The 22348-nt window shown below is 73.8% G+C and carries 20 protein-coding genes; 8 read left to right on the top strand and 12 right to left on the bottom strand.

From position 1 onward, the window contains the following. Window positions 1-88 precede the first annotated feature (88 nt). Window positions 89-922: an HAD family hydrolase gene (locus ACK2IS_RS02035; protein ID WP_409484500.1), complete on the top strand. Its 834-nt coding sequence runs from the start codon at window positions 89-91 to the stop codon at window positions 920-922. Here the strand turns inward: ACK2IS_RS02035 and ACK2IS_RS02030 are convergent. Next, complete coding sequence (locus ACK2IS_RS02030; protein WP_409484499.1) at window positions 879-1748, bottom strand: LysR family transcriptional regulator ArgP; 870 nt, start codon at window positions 1746-1748, stop codon at window positions 879-881. The two genes, ACK2IS_RS02035 and ACK2IS_RS02030, sit on opposite strands and share 44 nt — an antisense overlap. Before the next feature lie 70 nt (window positions 1749-1818). Between ACK2IS_RS02030 and ACK2IS_RS02025 the strand changes: the two genes are divergently transcribed. The 3 genes from ACK2IS_RS02025 to ACK2IS_RS02015 all read left to right on the top strand — a co-directional run bounded on the left by ACK2IS_RS02025 (window position 1819) and on the right by ACK2IS_RS02015 (window position 5277). Then, entirely contained in the window at window positions 1819-2418 is a 600-nt protein-coding gene (locus ACK2IS_RS02025; protein ID WP_409484498.1) for a LysE/ArgO family amino acid transporter, read from the top strand. A gap of 140 nt (window positions 2419-2558) precedes the next feature. Continuing rightward, the gene (locus ACK2IS_RS02020) at window positions 2559-3611 is read left to right on the top strand and encodes a threonine aldolase family protein (protein WP_409484497.1); all 1053 of its coding nucleotides are present in this window, start codon (window positions 2559-2561) and stop codon (window positions 3609-3611) included. After that, entirely contained in the window at window positions 3604-5277 is a 1674-nt protein-coding gene (locus tag ACK2IS_RS02015) for an FAD-binding dehydrogenase (RefSeq protein ID WP_409484496.1), read from the top strand. Before ACK2IS_RS02020 ends, ACK2IS_RS02015 begins: the two co-directional genes overlap by 8 nt. A 40-nt stretch (window positions 5278-5317) precedes the next feature. Here ACK2IS_RS02015 and efeB read toward each other — a convergent pair whose 3' ends face one another. The 5 genes from efeB to ligD (ACK2IS_RS01990) all read right to left on the bottom strand — a co-directional run bounded on the left by efeB (window position 5318) and on the right by ligD (ACK2IS_RS01990) (window position 10580). Then, a complete protein-coding gene (gene efeB / locus ACK2IS_RS02010) occupies window positions 5318-6592 on the bottom strand; it encodes an iron uptake transporter deferrochelatase/peroxidase subunit (protein WP_409484495.1) in 1275 nt (424 codons plus the stop codon). After that, window positions 6592-7776 carry an iron uptake system protein EfeO gene (efeO, locus tag ACK2IS_RS02005; RefSeq protein ID WP_409484494.1) on the bottom strand — a complete coding sequence of 395 codons (1185 nt, stop codon included), beginning with the start codon at window positions 7774-7776 and terminating at the stop codon, window positions 6592-6594. The genes efeB and efeO overlap by 1 nt, the downstream gene beginning before the upstream one ends. Further along, window positions 7773-8621, bottom strand: a complete 849-nt coding sequence (efeU, locus tag ACK2IS_RS02000) for an iron uptake transporter permease EfeU (RefSeq protein WP_409484493.1) — start codon at window positions 8619-8621, stop codon at window positions 7773-7775. Before efeU ends, efeO begins: the two co-directional genes overlap by 4 nt. A gap of 140 nt (window positions 8622-8761) precedes the next feature. Next, the gene (gene ligD, locus ACK2IS_RS01995; RefSeq protein WP_409484492.1) at window positions 8762-9637 is read right to left on the bottom strand and encodes a non-homologous end-joining DNA ligase; all 876 of its coding nucleotides are present in this window, start codon (window positions 9635-9637) and stop codon (window positions 8762-8764) included. A gap of 1 nt (window position 9638) precedes the next feature. Beyond that, window positions 9639-10580, bottom strand: coding sequence for a non-homologous end-joining DNA ligase (ligD, locus tag ACK2IS_RS01990; protein ID WP_409484491.1), 942 nt, complete (start codon window positions 10578-10580; stop codon window positions 9639-9641). 68 nt (window positions 10581-10648) lie between these two features. Between ligD (ACK2IS_RS01990) and ACK2IS_RS01985 the strand changes: the two genes are divergently transcribed. After that, complete coding sequence (locus ACK2IS_RS01985; RefSeq protein ID WP_409484490.1) at window positions 10649-11614, top strand: Ku protein; 966 nt, start codon at window positions 10649-10651, stop codon at window positions 11612-11614. 1 nt (window position 11615) lies between these two features. Then, complete coding sequence (locus tag ACK2IS_RS01980) at window positions 11616-12479, top strand: Fpg/Nei family DNA glycosylase (RefSeq protein WP_409484489.1); 864 nt, start codon at window positions 11616-11618, stop codon at window positions 12477-12479. A gap of 22 nt (window positions 12480-12501) precedes the next feature. Here the strand turns inward: ACK2IS_RS01980 and ACK2IS_RS01975 are convergent, their stop codons facing one another. Next, window positions 12502-13326 (bottom strand): hypothetical protein, encoded by an 825-nt coding sequence (locus ACK2IS_RS01975; protein WP_409484488.1) that lies wholly within the window; start codon window positions 13324-13326, stop codon window positions 12502-12504. Window positions 13327-13958: 632 nt separating this feature from the next. On the opposite strand from ACK2IS_RS01975, the gene ACK2IS_RS01970 reads away from it, so the two are divergent. Continuing rightward, window positions 13959-15047 (top strand): glycosyltransferase, encoded by a 1089-nt coding sequence (locus ACK2IS_RS01970; protein WP_409484487.1) that lies wholly within the window; start codon window positions 13959-13961, stop codon window positions 15045-15047. Between the two features lie 119 nt (window positions 15048-15166). Then, on the top strand, window positions 15167-16345 hold the full coding sequence (locus ACK2IS_RS01965) for a glycosyl hydrolase (protein ID WP_409484486.1): 1179 nt from the start codon (window positions 15167-15169) through the stop codon (window positions 16343-16345). Window positions 16346-16384: 39 nt separating this feature from the next. Here ACK2IS_RS01965 and ACK2IS_RS01960 read toward each other — a convergent pair whose 3' ends face one another. Genes ACK2IS_RS01960 through ACK2IS_RS01940 form a run of 5 tightly spaced genes read right to left on the bottom strand, consistent with a single transcriptional unit; the run spans window position 16385 to window position 22241 of the window. After that, window positions 16385-17689 (bottom strand): lipopolysaccharide biosynthesis protein, encoded by a 1305-nt coding sequence (locus tag ACK2IS_RS01960; protein ID WP_409484485.1) that lies wholly within the window; start codon window positions 17687-17689, stop codon window positions 16385-16387. Next, entirely contained in the window at window positions 17686-19128 is a 1443-nt protein-coding gene (locus ACK2IS_RS01955; RefSeq protein WP_409484484.1) for a hypothetical protein, read from the bottom strand. Before ACK2IS_RS01955 ends, ACK2IS_RS01960 begins: the two co-directional genes overlap by 4 nt. Window position 19129: 1 nt before the next feature. Then, window positions 19130-19828, bottom strand: a complete 699-nt coding sequence (locus tag ACK2IS_RS01950) for a hypothetical protein (RefSeq protein WP_409484483.1) — start codon at window positions 19826-19828, stop codon at window positions 19130-19132. Further along, entirely contained in the window at window positions 19825-20913 is a 1089-nt protein-coding gene (locus ACK2IS_RS01945) for a glycosyltransferase family 4 protein (RefSeq protein ID WP_409484482.1), read from the bottom strand. Before ACK2IS_RS01945 ends, ACK2IS_RS01950 begins: the two co-directional genes overlap by 4 nt. Further along, entirely contained in the window at window positions 20913-22241 is a 1329-nt protein-coding gene (locus ACK2IS_RS01940; RefSeq protein ID WP_409484481.1) for a glycosyltransferase, read from the bottom strand. The genes ACK2IS_RS01945 and ACK2IS_RS01940 overlap by 1 nt, the downstream gene beginning before the upstream one ends. Between the last annotated feature and the right edge of the window lie 107 nt (window positions 22242-22348).

Here is a 22348-nt window from a genome sequence, read left to right as displayed (position 1 = left end):
GGTCCCGCCCCCACGAGGAGCCCCGTACCCGATCTCGGGTGCGGGGCTCCTCGCCGCTCCCGGCGGGGCCCGTGTGGGAGATTGGGGCATGACCTCCTGCCCGCGCGTCTTCGCCACCGACTTCGACGGGACCCTGCTGCGCAGCGACCACACCCTGTCCGCACGGTCGGTCGCCGCGATCGCCGCCGCGGAGGCCGCGGGCTGCCTCGTCGTGGTGGTCACCGCGCGACCGCCCCGCTGGATGGACGAGTTCCGGGCGCAGGTGGGCTCGCACGGGCTGGTGCTCTGCGGCAACGGCGCCTTCGTGTACGACGCGCACCTGGGCGCCGTGGTCGAGGAGCACCCGATCGACCGGGCGACCGTACTGGAGGTCGTCGGGCTGCTGCGGGCGACGCTGCCGGGCACGGCCTTCGCGCTGGAGGGACGCTCGGGGATGGCCGCGGAGGACGCCTTCGTCGCCATACCGGGGCCGGCCGGGGAGCCGGTGCGCGAGACCCGCCGCGTGGGGCCGCTGGAAGCGCTGCTCGACGAGGAGCTGCCCGGCAAGCTGCTGGCGCGGCACCCGGCGATGGCGCTGGACGAGTTCCTGGCGCGGGCGACGGAGGTCGTCGGGGACCGGGTGCAGCTGGCCTACTCCGGGGCGCCCGGCCTCGCCGAGATGACCGCCCGCGGGGTCACCAAGGCCGTCGCCCTGCAACGCTGGTGCGCCGAGCACGAGATCGAGGCGCCGGACGTGTGGGCCTTCGGCGACATGCCCAACGACGTCCCCATGCTCGCCTGGGCCGGACGTGGCTATGCCGTCGGCAACGCCCACCCGCAGGCCGTGGCCGCGGCGTCCCACCGGTGCGGACGCAACGACGAGGACGGCGTCGCCCAGGTCATCGAGGAGGCGCTGCGACAGCGGAGCGCACCCACCCGCTGAGCCGGTCCAGCACGGGCGAGTCCAGCCGCCAGCGCTGCCAGTGCAGGGGCACGCGCACGTCGTGCCCGGGGGCGACCGCGACAAGCCCCTGGTCCGCCAGGGCGTCCGGGCCGCCGCCCAGCTGCGGCACCGGGAGGGCGCCCCACCCGAGGCCGAGCCGCACCGCCCGGGCGAAGTCCTCGGTCGACGGGACCTGGTGCACCAGCGGCGGGTCCGTGAGCCCGAGCCGGCGCAGCACGTCGTGCTGCAACCGGTCCTTGTCGTTGAAGGTCACCATCGGCAGCCCCGACAGGGCCCGGCCGTGGCGCTCCCACAAGGTGGTGGCCGCCACCGGGACATAGCGGGCGGCGGGCAGCGGCTCCACCGAGCAGCCCTGCACGGCCACCGGATCCGCCGTCACCGCCGCGAGCACCCGCCCGGCGCGCAGCAGCTCGGCGCTGTGCCCCTGGTCCTCGACGTGCAGCTCCAGCGCCACGTCGCCCGCCTCCGCCACCAGCCGCAGCAGCTCCCGACCCCAGGTGGCCAGGGAGTCGGCGTTGATCGCGACCGGCAGGGTGGGCGTCCGGCCGTGAGGCTCCAGGGCGGCCCGGGTCTCCGCCTCCAGCAGGTCCAGCTGACGGGCGTGCCGCAGCAGCACCTCTCCGGTCGGGGTGGCCCGGCAGGGGCGGGTGCGCCGCACGACCACCTGCCCGATCCGGGACTCCAGCGCCTTGATCCGCTGGCTGACCGCGGACGGCGACACGCCCAGCTCGTCGGCGGCGCCCTCGAAGGAGCCCTCGGTCACCACCGCGAGCAGTGCTGCCAGCTGGGGCGGGTCGCCATACATGAAGGACTCCTCAGGCAGACGAAGAAAACATCGTTGGACTTCATCATGGCGTCTCCGTAGCGTTCCCGTCATGCTGGGACCCGCACTCACCGGCCTGCTCACCGGCCTCGGCCTCATCGTCGCCATCGGCGCGCAGAACGCCTTCGTGCTCCGCCAGGGGATCGTCCGGCGGTATGTCGGCGTGATCGTCGCGATCTGCGCGCTGTCCGACGCGGTGCTGATCCTGGCGGGCGTGGCGGGGGTGGGCGCTCTGGTCACGGCGCATCCCACGATCGTCACCGTGGCGCGGTGGGCGGGCGCGATCTATCTGGTGCAGTTCGGGATCCGCTCCGCGCTGGCCGCCCGGCACCCGCAGGCGCTGACCGCGGACGAGCGCGGGGTGGGGTCGCTGCGCGCGGCGGTGCTCACGACCCTGGCCTTCACCTGGCTCAACCCGCACGTCTACCTGGACACGGTGGTCATGCTCGGGTCGCTGTCGGCGACGCACGGCGCACGGGGGCGGTGGTGGTTCGGGGTGGGCGCGACGTGCGCGTCGGTCCTGTGGTTCGCGGGGCTGGGCCACGGCGCGCGGTGGCTGCGGCCCGTCTTCGCCCGCCCCCGGTCCTGGCAGGCGCTGGACCTGGTCATCGCCGCGGTCATGATCACCCTCGGCCTGTCCCTCCTCACCTGACCTACCGCCGGCGCTGACCTACCGCCGGTCGTCGGGTCAGCCGGGGTTCGTGGCCCAGGCGGATCCGACTACCGGCGGCGGTCGGATCCGCCTGCCCGACCTAGCCCGGCGAGACCGACCGCCCCCGGTAGGTTGGCAGCATGGAGAGGCTGCACGACACCGGACGGCGCGGGTTCGCGAGCGACAACCACGCGGGAGTCCACCCCGAGGTGCTCGACGCGCTCGCGACGGTCAACGGCGGTCACGTCGGGGCCTACGGCGCCGACCCCTACACCGCGCACCTGCAGACCGTGATGCACCGCCACTTCGGCGAGCAGGCCTCGTGCTGGCCGGTGTTCAACGGCACCGGCGCCAACGTCGTCGCCCTCTCGGCGATGACCGACCGCTGGGACGCGGTCATCGCGACCGGCCACGCCCACATCCACACCGACGAGTGCGGCGCCCCCGAGAAGGTCGCGGGCATCAAGGTCGTGACCGTCCCCACCGCCGACGCGATCATGACGCCGGCGCTGCTGGACCGCGAGGCCCGCGGCTTCGGCTTCGAGCACCACGCCCAGCCGCGCGTCGTCAGCCTGACCCAGTCCACGGAGGTCGGCACGGTCCACTCCCCCGACCAGGTCCGGGCGCTCGCCGACCATGCCCACGCGCTGGGGATGCTCGTCCACGTCGACGGCGCCCGCATCGCCAACGCCGCTGCCGCGCTGGGCGTCTCCCTGCGGGAGATCACCACCGACTGCGGCGTCGACGTGCTCTCCCTCGGCGGGACCAAGGCCGGTCTGATGGGCGCCGAGGCGGTCGTCGTGCTCGACCCCGGCGCGGTGCGGCGCCTGGACTTCGTGCGCAAGCTGTCGATGCAGCTCGGCTCCAAGATGCGATTCCTGTCGGCCCAGCTCGTCACGTTGTACGACGGGGACCTCTGGCTGCGGTCCGGGGAGCGCGCCAACGCGATGGCCCGCCGCCTCGGGGACGCCCTCGACGGGGTCGCCGAGGTGCGGGTGACCCAGCCGGTCGCGGCCAACGCGGTCTTCGCGACGATCCCGCCCGAGGTGACCGTGCGCCTGCAGGCCCGCTATCCCTTCTACGTCTGGGACGAGGCGACCGGCGAGGTGCGGCTGATGTGCTCGTGGGACACCACCGAGGCGGACGTCGACGGCTTCGTGGCGGCGCTGCGCGAGGAGCTCGGTCGTGGCTGAGCGGTCCGCGCCCGTCGACCAGGCCGACGTCCTCGTCGTCGGGGCCGGGCTCGCGGGCCTGGTCGCGGCCTGCGAGGCCGCCGACGGCGGGCGGCGGGTGATCCTGGTCGACCAGGAGGGCGAGCAGTCCCTCGGTGGTCAGGCCTACTGGTCCTTCGGAGGCCTCTTCCTCGTCGACTCCCCCGAGCAGCGGCGGCTGCGGGTCCGGGACAGCGAGGAGCTGGCCTGGCAGGACTGGGTGGGTACGGCGGGCTTCGACCGACCGCAGGACCGGTGGCCGCGCGAGTGGGCCCGGGCCTACGTGCACTTCGCGGCGGGCGAGAAACGAGCCTGGCTGCGGTCGCTGGGGCACCGGCTGTTCCCGGTGGTCGGGTGGGCCGAGCGCGGCGGTGACGACGCGCTGGGACCGGGCAACTCCGTGCCGCGGTTCCACGTGACCTGGGGCACCGGCCCGGGCATCGTGGAGCCCTTCGCCCGTCGGCTCGCGCAGCACCGGGCGTCCGGGCGGGTCGAGCTGCGGTGCCGGCACCGGATGGACGCCCTGGTCGTCCGCGGTGGTGAGGTCGTGGGCGCCCGGGTGTCCGAGCTGGCGCCCGACGACGCCCCCCGCGGGCGCCCCACCGTCCGGACGGTGCTGCGGGAGCGAGAGATCCACGCCCAGGCGGTCGTCCTGACGACCGGCGGGATCGGCGGGGACCACGAGCGGGTCCGTGCCACCTGGCCCGCGAGCCTGGGCACCCCGCCCGCGCGCATGCTCACCGGCGTCCCCGCCCACGTGGACGGCCGCGGCATCGCCGTGGCCCGCGACGCCGGCGCCAGCCTGGTCAACCCGGACCGGATGTGGCACTACACCGAGGGCGTCGGTCACTGGGACCCGGTCTGGCCCGGCCACGGCGTCCGCATCCTCCCCGGGCCGTCGTCGTTGTGGCTGGACGCGACCGGGCGCCGGCTGCCCGGGCCGCTCTACCCGGGGTTCGACACGCTCGGGACCCTGCGCCACCTGCGCGCGGTCGGCGCGGAGCACAGCTGGTTCGTGATGACCCGCACCATCGCGGGCAAGGAGCTGACGCTGTCCGGCCAGGAGCAGAACCTGGACCTGACGAACCGCTCCTGGCGGGAGGTCGCCCGACGTGTCACCACCGACGTGCCGCCCGCCGTGCAGGCCCTCCTCGACCACGGGGAGGATGCCGTGCAGGCCGGGAGCCTGGACGGGCTCGTCGGCCGCATGGCCGACCTGGAGCCCGCTGCCGGCCTGGACCTCGATCGGGTCCGCCGCGAGGTCCGGGCCCGCGACCGCGAGATCGCCAACCCCTTCACCAAGGACGCCCAGCTCACCCACGTCCGCGGGTCGCGGGCCTTCCTGGGCGACCGGCTGGTGCGCACGGCCGCGCCGCACCGGCTGGAGGACCCGCGGCACGGGCCGATGATCGCGGTGCGCCTGCGCACCCTCACCCGCAAGACCCTCGGTGGCCTGGAGACGGACCTGTCGGCGCGGGTGCTGCGGCCCGACGGCGAGGTCTTCCCCGGGCTGTATGCCGCCGGGGAGGCGGCGGGGTTCGGCGGCGGTGGGATGCACGGCTACCGGGCGCTGGAGGGAACCTTCCTCGGTGGCTGCCTGTTCAGCGGGCGGGTCGCCGGGCGAGCCGCAGCCGCCGCCACCGGGTGAGCGGGCCACCGCGTCGGGTCGGGCTCCCTGCGCCGGTCGGTCAGGACGCGAAGAGCGCCTGACCGATGTGCTCGCCCGGGCGCACACCGGGTGGGACGGCGAACAACGCGGACCCGCGGTGCTGGAGGTACTCCTGCAGGGCGTCCTGGCGGGCCATGCGGGTCTGCATCGGGACGTACTGCCGCAGCGGGTCGCGGACGTAGGCGATGAAGAACAGGCCGGCGTCGATGCGCCCGAGGTCGTCCGAACCGTCGGTGTAGTTGTAGCCTCGCCGCAGCATCTGCACCCCGCCGTTGCGGCTCGGGTGGGCGAGGGCGACGTGGGAGTCCGCGGGCACCAGCGGTCGTCCCCCGCGACCGGCCAGGGCGAGGTCGGGCTGCGAGTGCTCCGTGCCGCCGGACAGCGGTGCCCCCTCGCGGCGGTCCCGGCCGATGATCTGCTCCTGCTCGCGCAGCGAGGTGCGGTCCCAGGTCTCCAGGTTCATGGCGATGCGGCGGGCGACGAGGTAGGACCCCCCGGCGAGCCACGCGGCGCGCGGGTCGTCCCGAGGACCGACCCACAGGTGCGTGTCCAGGGCGGCGGGCTCCTCGGCCTTGAGGTTGGCCGTGCCGTCCTTGAACCCGAAGAGGTTGCGCGGGGTGGACTGGCTGGTGGAGGTGGCCGAGGTGCGGCCGTACCCGAGCTGGGACCAGCGCAGGGAGACCACCCCCATGCCGAGGCGGGCGAGGTTGCGGATGGCGTGCACCGCCACCTGCGGGTCGTCGGCGCAGGCCTGCACGCACAGGTCGCCGTCGCTGCGGCGGGGGTCGAGCGCGTCCCCGGGGAAGTGCGGGAGACGGCGCAGGGCGGCGGGCTGACGGGCGGCGAGCCCGAAGCGGTCGCGCCCGGCGGCGTCGCGGAACACGGTCGGCCCGAGGCCGAAGGTCAGCGTCAGCCGGGAGGCGTGCAGGTCCTGGGCCTCGCCCGAGTCGGCGGGCGGGGCGTCGTAGGACGTCGGGTCGCCCCCGACGGGACGACCTGCGGTCAGCTCGGCCGCCGCCGCGGTCCACGCGGTGAGCAGCGCCACCAGGTCCGCGCGGTCGGTGGTGACCACGTCGAAGGCGGCGAAGTGGAGCCGGTCCTGGGCCGGCGTGACGATGCCCGCCTGGTGGGCCCCGTGGAAGGGGTGGCAGTCCGGGGCCGTGGGGGCGGCGGCCGGGTCGGGGTCGTCGGCGCCGGAGGCGCTCGTCATACCTCCGGCGAAGCCCGCGGCCCCGACCGCCGCGGAGGCCGCGCCCCACCCGAGCAGCCCGCGGCGGGAGAGCTTCTCAGCCATCAGACCACCGCCGCCGTCAGCCGCGACAGCGGCTCGGAGAGCGCGTTGACCGCGTCGGAGAGTGCCTTGACCTGGGGGGTGGTGAGCTGGTCGTAGCCGCGGAAGCCGGCCCCGACCTTGTGCTTGTCCAGCTCGGCCTGCAAGGCCCTGAAACGCAGCTGCAGCGTGGCATCCAGGCCGGGGTCCTTGCGCTTCAGCAGCGGGCGCAGGCCCTCCCAGGCGACGCGGGCGCCGTCGACGTTGGCCTGGAAGTCCCACAGGTCGGTGCGGGACCAGATCTCCTCCTCGCCGGTGACCTTGCCGGTCGCGACCTCCTCGAGCAGGCCCTTGGCGCCGTTGGCGATCTGGTCGGCGGTGAAGGTCAGGGAGCGGGTGCGCCCGTGCAGGGTCTCGGTGTCCGTGACCAGCTGCGCGGCGACCTGGGCCCGGCGGGCGGGGGTGAGCGGGGTGTGGCCGGTGCGCGGCGGCCACAGGTCCTTCTCGGCGACGTGCCAGCCGGTCCACCGCTGCCCGGGCTCGAGGTCGGCCTCACGGGCGTCCATCCGCGGATCGAGGTCACCGAAGGACTCGGCGACCGTCTCGATCCGCTCCCAGTGGGTGCGGGTGGGGGCGTAGAGCGCCCGGGCCGTGGCCGCGTCGCCCCTGGCGAAGGCCGCGGCGAAGGCCCGGGTGCCTGCGAGCAGCTGGTCGGCCTGGTCCTTGACGTAGCCCGCGTACTGCTCGTCGGCCGCGGCGACGAGCTCCTTGTCCGCTCCCTGGGCCCCGAGGTCGGCGCCGGAGTCGGTGACCGTGAACGCCGACCGGATGCCCGCGCCCACCATGCCCGGCTTGCAGGCGGTCGAGTAGCTCCCGGCCGGGACCTTGGCGACCAGGTCGCGGGTCAGCCCCGGGCCGATGTTCTCCACCTCGGCGACGATGCGCAGGCCGTCCGACCCGAGCAGGTAGAACTCGGTGACCTTGGTCCCGGCGTTGGTCACGGTGAACCGCAGCGTGCCGCTGGGGGCCTGGTCCGCCGAGACGCGACACTCGCTGTCCGTGGCGGTGACGGTGAGGGTGCCCGGGGTCGTGGCGCCGGAGGTGCCGGAGGCACCGGCGGCCTGGCTCGCGCCGGGGTTGTCGGTGCACGCGGTGAGCGCGAGCGCGGACAGCGCGAGGACGGTGCCGGTGGCGGCGAGGCGGGTCATGCGCGGGCTCCTTGACGGATGGCGGACGGGGCGGGCACGCGCACCCGCAGGACGAACATCGCCATCACCGGCAGCACGTAGGCCAGCCAGGCGGCGACCTCCAGCACGGTCATGGCGGGCGCGAGGTTGAGGACGCCCTTGATCACGGTGGCGACCCAGCCCGAGGGCTCCAGGACGTGGCTCAGGTCGAAGGCCAGGGTGTGCAGCCCGGGCAGGATGCGGGCCTCCTGCAGGTCGTGGACGGCATAGGCCAGCACGCCACCGGCGACGAGCACCAGGAAGGCGCCCGTCCAGCGGAAGAACGCGCCGAGGTCCAGACGCAGGGTCCCGCGGTAGACCCCGACCGCGAGCGCCGCCGCGGTGAGCAGGCCCAGCAGGGCACCGAGCAGCGGGGCGGTGGTGGAGGCGGCGTCGCGGGCCGCCGCCTGGGTGGCCGCCCACAGGAACAGCGCGGTCTCCAGGCCTTCGCGACCGACGGCCAGCATCGCCACGAGCACCAGCCCGCCCCGGGGGCCCTCGGTGGCCTCGTCGACGGCGCCCTGCAGGACGCCGGACAGCGCCCTGCTGTGGGTCGCCATCCAGAAGATCATCCAGGTCACGAGGGCGACGGCGATGATCGACAGGCCCCCGCCGACGGCCTCCTGGGCCTCGAAGGTCAGCCCCTTGGGCCCGAAGGTGAGCAGCGCTCCGAAGGCCAGGGAGATGCCCACGGCCGCCGCCACGCCTGCCCAGATGCGACCGAGCAGGTGCTGGCGTCCGGAGCGCACGAGGTAGGCCACGAGGATGACCACGACGAGCGAGGCCTCCAGGCCCTCGCGCAGGCCGATGAGGTAGTTCGCGAGCATGACTTTCCCCTCGATAAGGCTGACCTAAGCAAGGGAAGGCTAACCTAGAGTGACGGAGGTGGCGAGTCGGGGGTCCCGCGATCCGGGCGCCCTCGGGCATCGCCCCGCAGCGAGCTCGAGCCCCGGGACAGCCGGCTGCCTCAGGACAGCCGGGCCAGTGCCGCCGCCAGCCCCACCTGGTCCAGGGTCGCCTCCCCCGCGGCCGCCGCCTCGACCTGCGCCCACTCCCGCGGCGCCGCCACGGTGGGCCACCGGTGCCTGGCCCGCAACGACCAGGGGCAGATGGTGGTCTTGGCCGTGGTGTTCTGGCTCCAGTCCACGAGGACCTTGCCGAGCCGCCTGGACCTGGCCATGGAGGACACCACCAGGTCGGCGTGCGACTCCTCCAGCGCGAGCGCCAGGCCGCGCGCCAGCTCGCGCACCTGCTCGGCGGGGTGGGTCCCCGGCAGGGCGGCATACAGCTGCATCCCCTTGGACCCGGACGTGACCGGCCGCACCTCGTGAAGGCCCATGCCCCCCAGCAGCTCTCGCGCTGCGAGCGCCACGACCGAGCACTCGCGCAGGCCGGTGCCGGGGCCGGGGTCGAGGTCGACGACGAGCCGGTCCGGCGGCAGGATCGCGCCGGCCTCGTCGACCCGCCACTGCGGGACGTGCAGCTCCAGCGCCGCCACCTGACCCAGCCAGGTGAGCCCGGCGACCGACTCGACGAGCGGATAAGTCACCCGCTCCCGGCCGCGGGAGGAGCCCGGCGTGTCCACGACGACGGTGCGGATCCAGTCCGGCATCCCGCGCGGCGCGTTCTTCTCGTAGAACGACTTCCCGCCCGTCCCGGACGGCCACCGCAGCCGGGTCAGCGGGCGCCCCGCCAGCTCGGGCAGCAGCAGCGGCGCCGCGGCGGCGTAGTAGGCCAGCACCTCGCCCTTGGTCGTCCCGGTCTCCGGATAGAGCACCTTGTCCAGCGAGGTCAGGCGCAGGCTGCGGCCGTCGACCTCCACGGTCACGTCGGCGGCGGGCACGTCAGTCCTCCTGCGCCGTCAGGTCGTCCGGGCCCAGGTCGGTGCGGACCCCGAGGTATGCCGGCTGCCGCAACCGCCCCCCGGCCCCCCGCCCGAGCGAGCGCACCTCGACGACCACCTCGGGTCGCACCCAGCGCGCCCCGGCCGCGTCCTCGCGCCCGAGCGGCCCGGTGAAGGGTGACTCGTCCGCCGCCAGCGGCTCGAGCAGGTCGCGGAGGGTGTCGCCCGCGGCACCCGCCAGCCCCGACCCGACCCGTCCGTCGAGGCGCAGGCCGCCCGCTGCCGGGGTGCCCACGAGCACGGCTCCGAGCCGGTCCCGGGTCCCCGTCTCGGGGCGCCACCCGCCGACGACCACCGAGCGGGCAGCCCGGTGCGGGGACTTGAGCCAGTCCCGGCTGCGCGTCCCCGGCCGGTAGGTCGAGGAGCGGCGCTTGGAGACCACGCCCTCCAGGCCCTGTACGCGCGTGGCCTCGTGCAGGGCCGCGCCGTCGGCATACACCTCGGGGACGATCCAGGGGCCGGCGACGGCGGGCAGGTCGAGCCGGTCCAGCAGCTCGCGGCGCACCGACCACGGCTGGTCGACGATCTCGTGACCCCCGAGCCGCAGCACGTCGAAGACGACGTAGGTGATCGGCCGGGTCGCCGCGAGCGCCGCCGCCGTGGCGGCCGAGGCGACGTGGATCCGTTCGGCGAGCAGCCCGAACGACGGCCGTCCCCCGTCCAGCGTCACGACCTCGCCGTCCAGGAGCACGTCCGCGCCGAGCCCGGCGAGGGCCCCCAGCTCGGGGAAGCGCACCGTGGCGTCGGCACCCGAGCGGGCACGCAGCCGGACGGCGCCCTCGGCCACGGAGGCGAGCACCCGCATGCCGTCCCACTTGACCTCGTGCACCCAGTCGGGGCCGGTCGGCACCTGGGTGGCCGCGGTGGCGAGCATCGGACGCATACCTCATCCTGCCTGGTGGGTATGTGTGACGCTGAGTAAACGTCCCATCACGTTGCGAGGAGACCACCATGCGGGCGATCTGGAAGGGTTCCGTGTCCTTCGGGCTGGTCACCGTGCCGGTGCGGCTCTACACCGCCACGGAGAACCACGACCTGAAGTTCCACCAGGTGCGCAGGTCCGACGGCAGCCGGGTGCGCTACAAGAAGGTCGCCGAGGCCGACGGCGAGGAGGTGCCCCACACCGAGATCGTCAAGGGCTACGACACCGCCGACGGCAGGACGGTGATCATCACCGAGGAGGAGCTCGCGGCGCTGGACTCCCGGAGCGCCAAGGAGATCTCGGTCGAGAAGTTCGTCCCCGCCGACCAGATCGACCCGCTGCTGCTGGACAAGTCCTACTACCTCGAGCCGGACAGGACCGCCGTCAAGCCCTATGCCCTGCTGCGCGAGGCGCTCGCCGCCACCGACCGGATGGCCGTGGTCACGGTGTCGGTGCGCACCCGGCTGTCGATGGCCGTGCTGCGCGTCCGCGAGGATGTCATCGTGATGCAGACGATGCTGTGGCCCGACGAGGTCCGCGAGCCGGCCTTCGACGTGCTCGACGAGATCCCCGAGCCCACCCCGCGCGAGGTCGCCATGGCCGACCTGCTCATCGAGTCCATGGTGGACGACTTCGAGCCCAACGACTACGAGGACGACTACCACGCGGCCGTGCAGGCGCTCGTGGAGCGCAAGCTCGCGGGCGGCGAGGTCCAGGCGGCACCCGCGGCCAAGGGCGAGAGCGATGGCGAGGTCGTGGACCTGCTCGCCGCGCTGCAGCGCTCGGTCGACCGGGCCAAGGCGGCGCGGGGCGAGCGGCCCGGCGCGACGGACGACGGGTCGGACAGCGACGGCGAGGGCGCGCCACCCGCCCGGACCTCGGCCCGGAAGTCCGCCAAGGCCAGTCCCGCCAAGAAGGCCCCGGCTACCAAGGCGTCTGCCAAGGCGCCGGCCAGGAAGACCGCGGCCAAGCGGGCCCCCCGCAAGGCCGGCTGAGGTGCCCGAGGGTCACACCATCCATGCGCTGGCCGGGCGGCTGTCCCGGGCGTATGCCGGCAAGCCGGTGCGGGTCACCAGCCCCCAGGGTCGGTTCGCCGAGTCGGCGGCCCTGCTGGACGGCGCCACCGTCGTGGGCGCCCAGGCGGCCGGCAAGCACCTGCTCGTCGAGCTGACCGGTGACCGCTGGCTGCACGTCCACCTCGGCCTCATCGGCAACTTCGCGGTGGAGGCGGTCGCTCCCGGCCTACCGCCGCAGGACCATCCGGTGCAGGGCGAGGTGCGGCTGCGGCTGGCCTCGGACACGCACGTCGCCGACCTGCGTGGGCCCATGGTGTGCGCGCTGGTCACCGCCGAGGAGGCCGCCGCCGTGGTCGCCCGCCTCGGACCCGACCCGCTGCGTCCCGACGCCGACCCCGAGCCCGCCTGGGCGCGGATCACCCGCTCCCGCAAGGCGATCGCCGAGCTGATCATGGACCAGGCGGTCGTCGCCGGGGTCGGGAACGTCTATCGCTGCGAGGTGCTGTGGCGGCTGCGGCTCGACCCCTTTCGCCCGGGCCGCGAGCTGCGGCGCACCTCCTGGGACGCCATCTGGGCCGACCTGGTGCGGCTGCTCCCGCTCGGCGTGGCCTACGGCCAGATCCTCACCCTGGAGGAGCAGGTGCTCGACGCCGAGGCCCGGCTCGCCGCGGGCGAGGTCCCGCCGGAGCTGACCGGCCGCCACCTCGGCGCGACCTTCCCGAGGGAGTTCGCGACGTACCAGCGCACGGGCGCGCCCTGCCTGCAGTGCGGTTCGCGCATCCGGCAGCAGCGGGTGGCCGGGCGCGAGCTGTACTGGTGCGGCCGCTGCCAGCGCCGCCGCTGACCTGCTCGGGCACCAGGCGCGGTCAGGGGTGGGCGTCCCCCTCGTCGAGCTGCTGCGCGTCGTCCTCGCCCCGCAGGAGCCACAGCGCCCCGGCGAGCGCCAGGACGAGCCCGACGAGCACCTGCACGAGCGAGCCGGGGCGGGTGTGCTCGCCGAGCAGCAGCACCCCGAACGCCGCCGGGAACACCGTCGCCATCCCGTAGTTGCACCCGAGGACGGGGGCGGCGTGCCCGCGGGCCAGGCCCTTGGTGAGGTGGATCTGGCCCAGCGCCATACCGCCGACCACCAGGAGGCCGGCCACCCAGCTGAGCAGCGGCAGCTCCCAGAACCGCCAGAGGGGGTGCGCGTGGTCGCCGACGAGCAGCCGCGCGCAGATCGCCGAGAACGAGAAGCCGAAGCCGGACAGCAGCCCGTTGAGGACCGGCCCGTCCGGCAGCAGCAGCGCCGCGGCACACCCAGCCGCGCACGCCACCAGCACCCCCACGTGCAGCGGACGTATGGCGGGCGGCGCGCCCGGCACCGTCACCAGGCCCAGCGCCGCGATCCCGGCCACGACCGCGACGATCGCGAGCGTGTCCTTGCCCCGGAGCCGGCGGGTGCCCTGCACGTGCTGGATCACGGCGGTCACGGCCAGCGCGGAGGTCACGCAGGCCTGGACGAGCAGCAGCGGCAGGAACCGGCGGGCGAAGAGGGTGAAGAAGAAACCCGCGCCCTGCAGCCCGGTGCCGATCCACCAGCTGGGCGAGCGCAGCGCACCCCCCTCGGCGCGCGAGCCCGTGTGCAGCCGCGCCCCCGACCAGCCGTAGGACAGGACCCCGAGGGCGAGCATGACGACGGCGAAGATCACCCCCGTACGGTACCGGCCCCCACCTGGGCACCCTGGCGACCACGGCGCCGCAGGCCGCCGACCCTGCCCTCGCGCCCACCGCTCGCCGGTTCGCCGATCAGGACGGACGTCGCCGGCGCCACCGTCGTCATGAGGACCTGGCGGGGGCCGACCCGGCGCGCCTCCTTCATGGACTCGCGGAGATGGTGACGACCTCCTCCCAGGAGGTGCTCCTGGACGATGAGCTGGCTCGCACTCGGGTGGACGTCGACGTGTCGCCCGGCGGGAACGGTACGGGCCAGGCTCCGGGGACCGCTCCGGCCCAGAGCTGCCAGACGGCCCGCCACGAGGTCCAGCCCGGTCTCCCGCCACGCGAGGAAGGGGCCCCAGGGGCGCAGGTTCAGGTCGATGACCAGAGGACGCCCGTCTGCGGTCGTGACCGGCTCCACGGAGGCCAGGCGATGTCCGCCGACGACCTGCCGGACCCGGCGGCCGACCGCCTCGAGGTGGGCGTCCGACGGCGACACGGCCCCCACGGGGATCCGACCCGGTGGTGGCCGCGGGAGACGCAGGTGCACTCCTGGACGACGGCGCCCCGGGGGAGAGATCCCGCCGCACCGGGCCACCGCGCGTGAGCCGGTAGGGTCACCGTCGTGGTCACCGTCCTGCACGTCAGCCAGCCCACCCAGGCCGGGGTCGCCAACGTGGTCCTGGGCCTGCTCGCCGATCAGGTTCGACGGGGCTGGGAGGTCCATCTCGCGGCCCCGGCGTCGGACGACCTGCTGGCCCGGGCCCGCACGCTCGGCGTCGTCGTCCACCGGTGGGAGGCCACTCGATCCCCCGGCCCGCGGTCGATCCTGGAGGCGCGCGCCCTGGGTCGCGTCGTCGAGCAGGTCCGGCCCGACATCACCCACCTGCACAGCGCCAAGGCGGGGCTGGCCGGCCGGATGGCCCTCAGGGGAGCGCGGCGCACGATCTTCCAGCCGCACGCCTGGTCGTACGAAGCCGTCGCGGGGCCCGTGGGCCACGCCTCGGCGATGTGGGAGGCCTGGGCGACCCGGTGGACCCATCTCACCATCTGCGTCAGCAAGGCCGAGCAGGACCTCGGACGACGCCGTCGCACCCTGCCCCCCCTCTCGGTCGTGATCCCGAACGGTGTCGACACCGCCCGCTGGACGCCGCAGGACCGCGGGGTCGCTCGGGCCCGGCTCGGTCTCGATGCCTCACCGATGGTGCTCTGCGTGGGCAGGCTGTGCCGGCAGAAGGGCCAGGACGTCCTCCTGTCGGCCTGGCCCGCCGTCCGGGCCGCCCACCCGACCGCGACGCTCCACCTGGTCGGTGACGGGCCTGATCGTGAGGCCATCCTGGACTCCTTGCCTGCCGGGGTCGTCGTGCACGGCAGCGGTGACGCCCAGGTCTGGATGGGAGCCGCCGACGTCGTCGTGGTTCCTTCGCGGTGGGAAGGGATGCCCCTGGTGGTGCTGGAGGCGATGGCCAGTGCGCGTCCGGTGGTGGCGACGGACGTCAACGGATCGCGGGAGGCTCTCGGCGGGGGGGATCTGGTGGCGCCGGAGGACGGCGTGGGGCTGAGCAACCAGATCACCCATCTGCTCCATGACACTACCGAGAGCGACCGCCAAGGACTGATGAATCGGGAGCGCGCAGTGGCCCACCTGGCCCTTGCACGCAGCACGTCGAGTGTCGCAGCCGCTTACGAGGACCTCCTCGCCGCCGGGACATGACCGCTGCCAACGGGTGCACTACGTAATCGATAACGCCCGAATGGCGCAATGGGGTCTAGGACGATCGGGCTAGTTACTGCCACTATGGCTCATCCCGACCCCCACGATGGAGCACCCCCATGACCTCCTTCCCCCACACCGACGCCGGCACGCGCCGCCGTACCCGCACGCGGCTGCTCAGCGCCGCCGCCCTCGCCTGGGCGATGGGCGCCGGCCCTGCCTGGTCGGCGCCCGCGGTCTCGTCCGCCCCCGTCTCGACGGCGTCGGTGCCCGCGCTCGACCTGATCCCACCCGGCTTCGACGCCTCGGGCGCCCCCCGCCCCGCGACCGCCTCGCGGGGACTCAGCCTCGGGGTCCAGACCAACGTCAGCTGGCGGGACTACGCCCACCTGACCCGAGAGCTGGACCTGATGCAGCAGGCCGGCGTCCCGTGGATGCGCCTGGACGTCTCCTGGGCCTCGCTCCAGGAGAGGGGCGCCGGCCAGTACTCGCAGTGGTACGTCGACCGACTGGACCGCATCACCTACGAGGCGTCCCGTCGCGGCATCCGCATCCTGGGGACCATCGCCGGGGCACCGTCCTGGTTGGCCGTCAAGAGCTTCACGCGCTACCGCATCCCGTACGACGGCGCCGCCCTCGAGTCTCCGGCCCGGTTCCTGGCCGCGAGGTATGCCGGGAAGATCCAGGCGTGGCAGATCTGGAACGAGCCCGACTGCGGCCTCGACGCGTGCTCCACCGTGGACCCTGCCGACTACCTGCCGCTCCTCAAGGCCGGATACCGCGGCGTGAAGGCCGGCAACACCGCGGCCACGGTGGTCTCGGCAGGCCTCAGCGGAATCGACCAGGCGTGGCTCAGGCGGTTCTACGCGGCGGGGGCCAAGGGCAACTTCGACGCCCTGGCCCTGCACCCGTACATCGCGCCCGCCAACGGCTCGCCCCGGCTCCAGCCGGCGGGCACCAACCCTTACCGCCTGACCAACACCCCCGCGGCCGTCCAGGTGATGCGGGAGAACGGCGACGGCGGCAAGCCCATCTGGTTCACGGAGTTCGGCTGGACCACGGGCCGCCAGGCAGGGGCCTACGACGGGGTGGACGAGAAGCTCCAGGCGTACTTCCTGCGCGACGCAGCCATCCTCGTGCACGACAACTATCCGCAGGTGACTCACATGTTCTGGTACGACATGCGGGACCGCACCGACAGCAACGTGTACGAGAACAACTTCGGCCTGCTGCGTGCCGACGGTGCCCCGAAGCCCGCCTACTGGTCCCTGAAGGAGGCCGAGGGCTTCCTGCGCTGAACGGTCGAGCGCGATGAGCCGGTCCCCGTGGGGGCCGGCTCATCGTCCGTGGCGAGGCCGGTACCGGATGATCGGGACGAGCCGGAGCAGGAGGAGGACGACCAGGAGGTGCACGCCGAGGGCGGTGCCCAGGGTGGCCCCCAGGAGGGGCGCTCCCACGGCGATGCCGTACGACGTGGCCGCGATCGAGGCCACGCTCGCGGCGACGGCGGACCACAGCATCCAGCGTTCGTGGTGCGTGACCAGCAACGCGGTCCAGATCACGTAGACCACCATGATCGCCGGAGCCGTGAGCGCCACCACCCGGACGGCGGGTGCCGCTGCTGCCCACCGGGGGCCGAAGGCGACCAGGGTGATGGGATCGGCGAAGGTGGCGCCGACCCCTCCGGCCACCAGGCCGACGGCGACACAACGACCCAGGTAACGCCACACGAGGCTGTTGAAGGCCGCCCGGGACTCCTCGTAGGCCGCCGCGAAACCGGGCAGGAGGCCGAAGCCGACGGTGCTGGAGAGAGTGGCCCCCGCGTCCTGGAACCGGGTCGCGACGATGTAGGCCGCGGCGACCGCCTCGGTGGCGTGAGATCCGGTCAGCATGGCGCCCTGACGCCACATGAGAACGATCGCCGTGCTGGCCACCGACAACGTGAAGCTGCTGCTGATCAGCTCGCGCGCCCGGATCATGCCTCGCCGGCGCCGGGGGCGCAGGATCACCAGGCTCGCGAGGAGGATGACCAGCTCCTTCCCCGCCACGACGGCGAGCAGGTCCGCGGTGGTGCCGCCTCGCATGGCGACGACCACGCCGGCCGAGACGAGGAGGACCGGTGACACCGCCTGCAGGATCGCCTCGGCGACCACGTGGCCGTCGGCGCGGATGAGCTCCGCCCAGAGGTTGACCAGTCCGTTGGCGGCCATGAAGGCGAGCGTGAAGACGAGGCTCATGGTGTCCACGCCCACAGGCTTGGCGACGACGACCAGGCCGGCCATCACGGCGCAGGCCCCCAGGATGGTGACTCCCTGGATCGGCAACGCAGCGGCGAGCGCGGCCGAGGCCGTCCACCGCCGGCGGGCGACCTCCCTGCCGGAGACGGCTGCCACCCCGAGGTCGCTGATCGTCAGGATGAGGGAGGACGTCCCCAGCAGGTAGCCGTAGCCGGCCACCGTCGCGTCCGGGCTGGTCCGCGCCAGGACGAAGGTGAACAGGACACCGACCACCCTTCCGAAGACCCGAGAGGCGAGAGCCGCCACCACCCCCAGCCGGGCCAGCCGGCCTGACCCCCGGACCTGGTCGGGCTTCCGGACCCGCGACCGGTCCTGGGGCGCCTGCTCCGGGGCCGACCCCGTCACCCGTCCCGCCCTGACGCGCGAGCGCACTCGGCGACCCAGACCCCGAGGACGTACATGGTCAGGAACCCCGTCGTGTAGCTGGCGAAGGATGCCCGACCCACCCAGTCCACGGCACACGTGAGCAGGAGTGCGAGGGCAGCCCAGGGAGCTGCTCCCTGGGGGAGACGGCGGACGAGCCAACCGGCGAGGGAGACGACGAACCCGACGAAGGCGACGAGTCCGGCGACGCCGGTGTCGGACTGCACCTGCAGGTAGGACGAGTCGAGAAAGGCGTTGCTGCCGGCGAACTGGGCCTTGGACTCAGCCTTGGGGTTGTACTTGCTGGCGGAGGTGATGAGCCCTTCGGCCCCCCGCGTGGATCCCGTCCCGACAGCCCCCACGCCGTTGCCCAGGAGCAGGGACGAGGGGCCCTTGACAGCCAGAGACCACGCGGTGGTTCGGCCGTTGAGCCCCAGCAGCAGAGGCTTACGCACGGCGCCCGGATACTCGGCGGTGCTGGTCGTCAGGCCCACGAAGAGCCCGGCACCGGCCGCTGCCAGGCAGGCCGCCACGGTCAGCGCCCGCCAGCCTCGGCGCCAGGCTGCCATGAGCAGGATGAGGGCGATCTGCACCAGGGCGGTGCGCACGCTCGTTGCCCAGGTGATCACGACGGCAGAGAGCAGCAGCGTCCAGCGCACCCGTCCACGGGCGAGGAAGACGCCGGCCACGGCCGCCACCACGGCCAGCGCCATGAGCTGGAAAGGGTCGTTGAACGTTCCGGACACCCGCAGACCGCCTCCCGACGTCTGCCGCACCTGGGACCCGTAGGCGTATCCCCACTGATAGACGAGCGCCTGAGGTCCCGCCAGCTGCTGGGCGGCGGCGAAGACCGCCTCGGCGGCCGTCATCACGGCCAGAGCGAGCACCATGTGTCGCGCGGTCCGGGCCGGCTGGGGGGCGGACAGCCCGATGATCAGGAGCAGCACGGCCTGGATGAAGAGCCGCGCCCCGAAGACCCAGCCCAGGAGCGGCGATCCCACCGGGTTGACCAGGTAGAGGGCCACGACGATCGCCAGGAAGGTGACGGGGACCCACAGGTCGAGCACGCGACGGCGGACCTCGCGGCTCCGCACGAGGTGGAGGGAGGCGAGGAGCACCAGGCCCATCGTGAGCGCGTCCTTGCTGGCCCCGGCGGACGACGTGACGCGCAGCTGCAGCTCAGCCGTGGTGCAGAAGAGTGGAAGCACGGCCCAGGGCGTGAGCCAGGGCAGGCGGGCGAGGAGCGCGACGCCGCCGGCGCCCACGACGCCGAGCACGAAGAGCGCGGGTGGAAGCAGACCGCGCCCGATCAGAGCGCCGAGCCCGGCAGCCGCAGCACCACCCGCAGCCACGAGGTGCCACGGCTGCCACCTCGGGACGGCATCCCGTGGGGGATCGAGGTGGTCGCCGGCGTAGGCCACGCTAGGACCCAGCCGCAGGACGGGGACTTCGCCCGGCACCGGCGCGTCGACCCCGCACGGCTGCCAGAGCGCTCCAGGCAGTGACCACCACGGCGGCCAGGGCCAGGCCGGTCACGAACCCGGCCGCGGCTGCCCTGGGCATCGAGGACCCGGACCTGGTAGGGGCGGTGGTGCGGTAGACCTGGACCGGTTCGGCGGCCTTGACCGCCAGGGCCCGCTGCCGGATCTCCTCGGTGGGGGCGTGCGCGGCGAGACGCTGCGCCAGCCCCAGGACACGCTGTGCGCTCACCCGGGCGAAGGCCTCGGTCACGGCCTGGGCGCGGCGATCTGCCACCTCCGGCTCGTCGCCCGTCGTCGAGATGGTGATGAAGTTGGAGCCGGGATCCAGCGCGGTCGTGGTCGCTCCCTTGAGATCGTCGGCGCTGCCCAGCTCGGGGTGGGCGACGCTCGCCGCCGTCATCACCTCGTAGGACGCAGCCACGGTCTGCGCGCTGACCCGGTCCTCGTCCGACAAGGGGGTGGGCTGTCCCGAGAGCACCAGCGCATCGACGTTCCAGGAACGGACCATGACGTCTCGCGAGGCAGTCCACACGGACTGCTGTCCCTGGGTCATCAGCAGGGACGCGGCGGCGGCCACCAGGCCGAGCAGCAGTGCCAGACCGAGAGCGGTGACCACGGTCGGCCCAGGTCGGCGGCTCATCGGCAGCCCTCCTTGTCCAGGTGCACGTCTGCCAGGAGGTCGACGGCCCGCCGCGACCAGTCCTCCATCGGGAAGCAGCGGGCGAGGCGCTCCCGGCCGGCTGCACCCATCCTGCGCAGGATGGCATCGTCGGCGACGGACAGCACCGCGTCACCCAGCGCAGCCGGGTCGCGGGGCGGAACCAGAACCCCGGTGACCCGATCCTCCACCATCTCGGGCAGCCCTCCGACGTCGGTGCTGATGACCGGCCGGCCCATGGACATCGCCTCCAGCGCCACGTAGGGGAAGCACTCGATGTTGTACGAGGCCAGCAGCAGCGCCTGAGATCGCGCCAGGAGCTCCATCGGATCGGCGACCTCCCCGAGAAGCTCGACGTTGTCCCCCAGTCCCCGCCTGCTCACCTCGTCCCGCACCCAGGCCAGGTGAGGGCCGTCGCCGGCCAGGAGCAACCGGGCGTCGGGGCGAGACCTCAGCACCCGCTCCCAGGCCGCGAGAGCGTCGGCGTGCCCCTTGTCGGGGCGCATGGCCGCCACCATGGCCACGGTCAACGGACCCTGCGGCCACGGCCCTTCCGGGCACGGCGCGACGGTGTTCGGCAGCACCGAGATCTTCGAGCTGGGGATGCCCAGGGTTCCGGTGAGGTAGCGGACCTGCGTGTGGCACACGGCGCCATACCTCGTGATCAGCCTCCCGCTGGCACGCTCGACGACCCGATCGCGCAGTCCTCGGTGCCCGATGTGCCCGTAGGTGTGCTTCCACACGAGGGTCGGCACGGCTCGGCGCAGCAGCGCCCCGCGCAACCCGAGCTCGACGTTGACGTCGTGCGCCGAGATGACGTCGGGCTGCGTCTCGGCGATGACGGCGGCCAGAGCCGTGGTGATCTGCGGCACCGCCCGGGCACCTCCAGGCAGGTCGAGGACCCGGGTCGGGATGCCGGCAGCGTCGAGCTCGCCGGTCAGGCCGCCACCCTGCAAGGAGACCACGTCCACCTCGTGACCTGCCGCGGCCGCGGCCGTGGCCAGGTATACCGCGTGCCGCTCGGCGCCTCCCCGTCGCAGGGAGGGCATCGCGATGAGCGCGCGCATCACTTGCCCCAGCCCTGGGTCCGGGCGAAGCCCTGACAGGCTCCCCACAGCTTGCCGAGGTCCTTGGTGGCCATGGCCAGCGGGATGGCGGCGACGGCGGCCACCGGCGCCTCCTGGCGGATGGCCCGGCGCACCGGGACGCTGAGGTACAGCAGTCCGCCGAGCGCCACGACCCGGCGGCCCCTCCGGGTGGCGGCGAGGACCGGTGCCAGGACGTAGGCGGCGCCCCGCGCACCGTCGCGCAGGAGCAACCTCCGGTCACCGCCGTCGACGCTGGCCCGCCCGTAGTTGCGGTACATCCTCCAGGTCGCACCCAAGGAGTCCCGCTGGTCCCAGACCAGGCGGGCGTCCGTCGTGCCGGCCACGGGAAACCTCTCCGCGATGGCCAGCCCGAAGGTGACGTCCTCACCCGTGGCGAGGTGCTCGGGGAAACCCCCCACCGCCTCCCATGCCTCCCGGGTGAAGGCCACGCAGCGGCCCACGCAGAAGCGGGGGTCGTAGGCCGTGCCGAAGACCGACGTGTAGAGGCGGGTCCACACGTCGCGGTGGCGGGCCTCGAACTCGTCGGGGTAGCAGGCCAGCGCCTGGGCGCGCTCCACGGCATCGCGGGCACCCACCTGGTAGGTCGCGGACACCAGCCCCGGTGCGTCCTGCGAGCCCAGGGCCGACCGCATGGCCTCCAGCCAGTCCTCGGCAGGGTGGCATCCCGCGTCGGTGCAGACGATGTGGTCGTGGCGGGCTCGCCGCACCCCGATGTTGCGCCCCTGGGAGATGCCTGCACCCTGGTGGACCTCGATGACGAAGCGCTCGTCACCGTGGACCCGTCGGCGTGCCTGGTCGACGCAGTCGTCGGTCGATCCCCCGTCGATGACGATGCACTCGTCGCCTGCCCGCAGCTGCGGGCGAAGGATCTCCAGCAGATCGGCCAGCGCACCCCCCTCGTCGAGGGTGGTGATCACCAGGGACACGTCCGGCCCTGGCTCCTGCGTCGACGCCCCGGCCCGGTTGGCAGCCAGCAGGATCCGGCGGACGCTGTCCGCATCCACGGTCTCGGCACCGTGCACCGGGGCACCGATGACGACGGGGGCGGCGCTGCCGACCCAGAGAACCGGTATCCCTCGGGCACCGGCGAGCAGCGCGCGCACGCGTCCGCCACGCTCTCGGGCGTCCACCACGAGGAAGTCCGGCAACGAGGCCTGGGCCGGGCGCGCCGTCGAGCCCCAGGTCTCGAGCCTCCATCCGGGACGGCTTGCCACCAGCGTCTCCACGGCTGCGCGGGTGTCGACGGGTGCCGCCTGGGACAGGGCGGGGCGGACGGGAGAGGGCATGCGCGATCCTCGTGGATGGGGGGAGGGGTGGCTGAGCCGTTTTGCACAATATCAGGGGGCCCGGTGGTGCACCGGGTGTTCCGGACAGCACGTGCCCCCCGTACGGC

Source organism: Arsenicicoccus dermatophilus, assembly GCF_046267915.1.
Classification (GTDB): Bacteria; Actinomycetota; Actinomycetes; order Actinomycetales; family Dermatophilaceae; genus Arsenicicoccus; species Arsenicicoccus dermatophilus_A.
This window is presented reverse-complemented; position numbering and strand designations above follow the sequence as displayed.

Bases quoted from the DNA above. Each gene is read 5' to 3' on its own strand.
- ACK2IS_RS02035 (WP_409484500.1), top strand. From the start codon at position 89: ATGACCTCCTGCCCGCGCGTCTTCGCCACCGACTTCGACGGGACCCTG.
- ACK2IS_RS02030 (WP_409484499.1), bottom strand. From the start codon at position 1,748: ATGTATGGCGACCCGCCCCAGCTGGCAGCACTGCTCGCGGTGGTGACC.
- ACK2IS_RS02025 (WP_409484498.1), top strand. From the start codon at position 1,819: ATGCTGGGACCCGCACTCACCGGCCTGCTCACCGGCCTCGGCCTCATC.
- ACK2IS_RS02020 (WP_409484497.1), top strand. From the start codon at position 2,559: ATGGAGAGGCTGCACGACACCGGACGGCGCGGGTTCGCGAGCGACAAC.
- efeB (WP_409484495.1), bottom strand. From the start codon at position 6,592: ATGGCTGAGAAGCTCTCCCGCCGCGGGCTGCTCGGGTGGGGCGCGGCC.
- efeO (WP_409484494.1), bottom strand. From the start codon at position 7,776: ATGACCCGCCTCGCCGCCACCGGCACCGTCCTCGCGCTGTCCGCGCTC.
- efeU (WP_409484493.1), bottom strand. From the start codon at position 8,621: ATGCTCGCGAACTACCTCATCGGCCTGCGCGAGGGCCTGGAGGCCTCG.
- ligD (WP_409484491.1), bottom strand. From the start codon at position 10,580: ATGCGTCCGATGCTCGCCACCGCGGCCACCCAGGTGCCGACCGGCCCC.
- ACK2IS_RS01985 (WP_409484490.1), top strand. From the start codon at position 10,649: ATGCGGGCGATCTGGAAGGGTTCCGTGTCCTTCGGGCTGGTCACCGTG.
- ACK2IS_RS01965 (WP_409484486.1), top strand. From the start codon at position 15,167: ATGACCTCCTTCCCCCACACCGACGCCGGCACGCGCCGCCGTACCCGC.
- ACK2IS_RS01950 (WP_409484483.1), bottom strand. From the start codon at position 19,828: ATGAGCCGCCGACCTGGGCCGACCGTGGTCACCGCTCTCGGTCTGGCA.
- ACK2IS_RS01945 (WP_409484482.1), bottom strand. From the start codon at position 20,913: ATGCGCGCGCTCATCGCGATGCCCTCCCTGCGACGGGGAGGCGCCGAG.
- ACK2IS_RS01940 (WP_409484481.1), bottom strand. From the start codon at position 22,241: ATGCCCTCTCCCGTCCGCCCCGCCCTGTCCCAGGCGGCACCCGTCGAC.